Genomic DNA, 3896 nt, shown 5'->3' with positions numbered 1-3896 from the left:
CGCCGCCCAGAACAACCCCCGGTTGCGCTCGCCCTCACCGAGAGCGGCGACCCAGCCCGCCAGCCGCTCCGCATCCTGCGACCGCAACCCGCCAGGCCGAGGCCGGTACTTTGCCGGTTCGCGGGGATCGAGGAGTTGCCGGATCGCGCCGGCGTTCACGCGTCTCGGGGCGGTGTCTGATCCCGAGATGAGTAGATACGGGCGTGCCGCACCGTCGGGCTGGGTGACGACGGAGGGCGGCACGACGACGTAGCCGCCTTCTCCGCGGAAGTCGATATGCGCGTTCGCGGCCTGCCAAGATCGTTGCGGCTCGAACCTGGGGGCTGGGAAGTAAGCGTGCATCCCACCCGAAGGCGTCATCACCATCGCCGACCACCCAGGAATCAGCCCCGCGTCCTGAAGTCGCTGGAACCCGGTGAACCCGTCGCCGCCCGGTTTCCGGTCGACATCGATCACATCGACACCGGAGAGGAGTCCGGTCGGCATGCCAATGTTCGCTCCCGGCCAGCGCTGCCACCACGCGGTGATCTGCGCCGGGTTCAGCGAGGCATCGCGGAAGCCATGCTCCACGAGTGGCCGCTTCTCGCCCGGCACGCACGGGAAGATCGGCACCCTCGCGGCAGTAAATCGTGCCGCCGCCTCCGGCAACGACAGGCCCCTGACTTCCTTGAATACGTCCGCGACCCCCATCAGAGGCTCCGAACCGCAGAGGTAGGGCGGCGCTCAGAACGAGGGAACTCCCGCGCCGGTGACGCCGAGCGTCCGACGGTTTCTGCCGGGGTGTCTTGGGTGAGGCCGGGTGGGGTGCCGTCGCCGATTTGCACGGTGTCGAGCTGGTCGAGGATGCCGACCGCCGCTTTCCGCACCCGTTCCGCGGTCGCCTGGATCACCGCGACGGGTTCTTTGCCGGCGACGGTGTTGGACCAGCCGGAGACATACGGGATCGTGTACGAACTGGTGTCCATGCCGTGGGCGGTACCGACCATCAGCGCGACGGACTCGGCTTCAACCTCGCCGATGCCGCGATGCTTCGTCGCGTCCTCATCCGACGGGTCATGCAGCAGCACGTGGGCGAGCTCGTGTGCGATGGTCTTCACCTGTGCGGCATCGTCCATGTTTGTCCGCACCGCAACCTGCCGTGCCTCGAAGTCAGTGACGCCGTTCGCGCCGTGGATCATGCCTTCATGCGGCACCGGCATGAATGAGAACCCCGCCGCTTCCACCTGACGGATCAGGCCCTCACGAAGACCGGCAGGGGCTTCGCCTTCTAGGAGTGCTGGGGTCGGCGGTGTCGGTACCTCAGCACCGGAGGTCTGGGAAAGGTCGAAGACGTAGGCGGGTTTCGCGCCGACCATTCTCGAGCGCACGACCTCGCCCGGCTTCGGCTTCTCACGCGGCGCCAGCCTGCGCCATGACATCGCATCTTTCGGGGTCGCTGACGCGAACCGGCCCATCACCGGGGCGAGGATCGCGTAGCCGCGCTGGCCCTTCTCGACGTGCCGGTCGAGTTGTTCCCACTGCCGGAACCCCGCCACATACGACGGCACCGGATCAGGAACCCGGCCCGCCTCCCATGCGGCCTGATGCTGCGCGAAAATCAGCATCGTGTTGTTGAACGAGCGCGACCGAAACTGCGCCGCGAACGTCAACGCCCGCGCCCAGTCCTCGCCCGTGACTAACTTCTCGACCTGCGCGGCCAACTGCTCGTGCAGCTCATCGAGCTTCGCATCCCGCGCAGCGCGGGCTTCTTCGGTTGTTCTCCTCGGTGCAGCCATGATCCGCCTCCTCCCTGGCGGGCCGCGCACCGAAGCGGCGGCGGCCCTGTCACCATGAGGTACGCCGGGGATGCCAGGAGATATCGACCGATTGGTGGATGAATACGTTCGGTAGGTTTCTCATGCGGTCCGACGTGTCTACACGGTCTACTGCCGCAGACAGTGCAAGGTCGACACTTGCAAGGCGAATGTGAGCGTCCTGCCGAGCACTCTGAGTCAGTCAACGAGTTCCCGTTGAAAGCTGTTTGGTTCGTCGCATGAATCGGTGCCGATCTTCCCGCCGTCCGTACAATCCGGGTGCGGGGTGAGGCGGTACTTCGACGGCACAACCCCGAAACGTCGGTAGAACCACGCTGATGCTATCCGAGGATCGGTCCATCCCACCGCATGAGCTGCACTGGCAACAGACATATCGGTCTCTTCAATGAGTCGCGTGAACTCTGTGAGCCGTATCTCGCTCAGGAAACGCATTGGAGGGAGCCCCGTCCGGATCACAAAGAGACGACTCAAATGCGCTCGCGACATCGCGGTGGCACGCGCCAAGGCATCGACGCTCCAAGTTTCGGATATGCGAGACCGCAAGATCTGCACTGCACGTTCGATGTGCCTGCCAGTGACGGCCGCTGTGAGACTTCCCCTAACAGGATTGGCCAGCACGACATTGCGGTTTCCGTTCACGGGGTCACTCACAAAAACAGGCAATACGACTTCTACCCATTGAGCAAAGAGTTCGATGGAGCGGGTGGCGGCTGTCTCTGGCGTAAGCGAGCCATCGTGAATTACGCTCAGCTTCCGCCATATGGGCTCAATGCTTTGAAAGGCGGTGGTGCCGGAGTTCAGCACCATCGCTCGTCCATCCCATTCGTCAGGATGCAGCCCCGGAAGAACGCGCTGAGGGTCGGGGAGAAACCAAGACATCTGCAATCGAAGAAAAGACTCGTCTACGTAAATGGTCCACATCCTGGCTTTGGGGCGCGGGTGAGTACTAGACCATCGACCGCTGCCGAGCGCGACGGACATCCCTGGCGTTAGCCATGTAGATCCATGTTCTGTCTTGACTTCAACTGCACCTTCGAGGACATGCATGATCTGGGCTTGCGCAAAGACCACCCGTCTAGTTGCGCTTATGCGAACAGATTCGACGGCAGTCAGCATGCCTGATGTGGAATGCGAGGCAGATGCGGCGAGGAGCCGCCTACCGTGAGCTGCACCCTCGCGATTATTCAATTGAGCACTGAGCATCATTCGCCCTCGCACTTTCTGCGAAGCGATGGAATAGGGAACTCGTCATCTGGCGCCGGACGAGCCGAGGAGCTCGGTGGGGAGCGCGCGAATCGTGACAGTCCGCGGATCAACGCGAAGCGGAGACTTGCGCAACGAGTCAGAGACCCACGTCACTTTCGGAAATGGCGCGGGTCGCGTGGCAGTGGTGCGATAGGCACCTATCGCACCACTGCCCGAGTTATGCGACGATCCGGAGTGGGTTCTCGATCAACTCCGTGAGCGTAGCGAGGAACTGCGCTGCCAGCGCGCCGTCGATGATCCTGTGGTCTGCGGTGAGCGTGTACCGCATCCGCTTGGCCACGACGACCTCGCCTTCCACAAGTGTGAGGTCGTCTCGGGCCGCGCCGACAGCGAGGATCGCACCCTGGGGCGGATTGATGATCGCGGTGAAGTGCTCGATGCCGTACATGCCGAGGTTGCTGATCGTGAAGGTGCCGTCCGCCATGTCGTCTGCCGAGAGCTTGCGCTCCGATGCTTTGCTGACGAGTTCCTTCGTGATCGTGGAGATCGCCGAAACCGCGGTGCGATCCGCGTCGCGGACGACGGGAACGACGAGTCCAGCGGGAGAAGCGACGGCGATGCCGACGTGGACTCGCCTGTGCACGAGGGTCTGTCCACGTCCTTCTTCCGAATAGGAGGCGTTCACTCCGGGGTGCGCCCGAAGTGCTACTGCGACGGCACGGACGAGGAGGTCGTTCACGCTGACCTTCACCCCCGTATCAGTGTTCGCCTCATTGATTTGCGCCCGCAATGCGAGCAAGGCACCCAGGTTGGCAGAGGCAGTCGCAGTGAATGTGGGGACCGTCGTTCCGCTTTCGGTGAGGCGGGACGCGACCG

At 63.5% G+C, this 3896-nt stretch carries 4 protein-coding genes; all 4 read right to left on the bottom strand.

Features of this window, described 5'->3' with window-relative positions; genetic code table 11:
- On the bottom strand, positions 1 to 690 hold a 690-nt coding region (locus BGN97_RS04960; protein WP_292698536.1), incomplete at its 3' end, for a bifunctional DNA primase/polymerase.
- Complete coding sequence (locus BGN97_RS04955; RefSeq protein WP_292698534.1) at positions 690 to 1775, bottom strand: ArdC-like ssDNA-binding domain-containing protein; 1086 nt, start codon at positions 1773 to 1775, stop codon at positions 690 to 692. The genes BGN97_RS04955 and BGN97_RS04960, both read right to left, overlap by 1 nt.
- A 216-nt stretch (positions 1776 to 1991) precedes the next feature.
- Positions 1992 to 2621, bottom strand: coding sequence for an AraC family transcriptional regulator (locus BGN97_RS04950; protein ID WP_292698532.1), 630 nt, complete (start codon positions 2619 to 2621; stop codon positions 1992 to 1994).
- Between the two features lie 616 nt (positions 2622 to 3237).
- The coding region (locus tag BGN97_RS04945; RefSeq protein WP_292698530.1) for a 2-oxo acid dehydrogenase subunit E2 at positions 3238 to 3896 on the bottom strand (659 nt) is incomplete at its 5' end.

Source organism: Microbacterium sp. 69-10 (assembly GCF_001897945.1).
Classification (GTDB): domain Bacteria; phylum Actinomycetota; class Actinomycetes; order Actinomycetales; family Microbacteriaceae; genus Microbacterium.
This window is presented reverse-complemented; position numbering and strand designations above follow the sequence as displayed.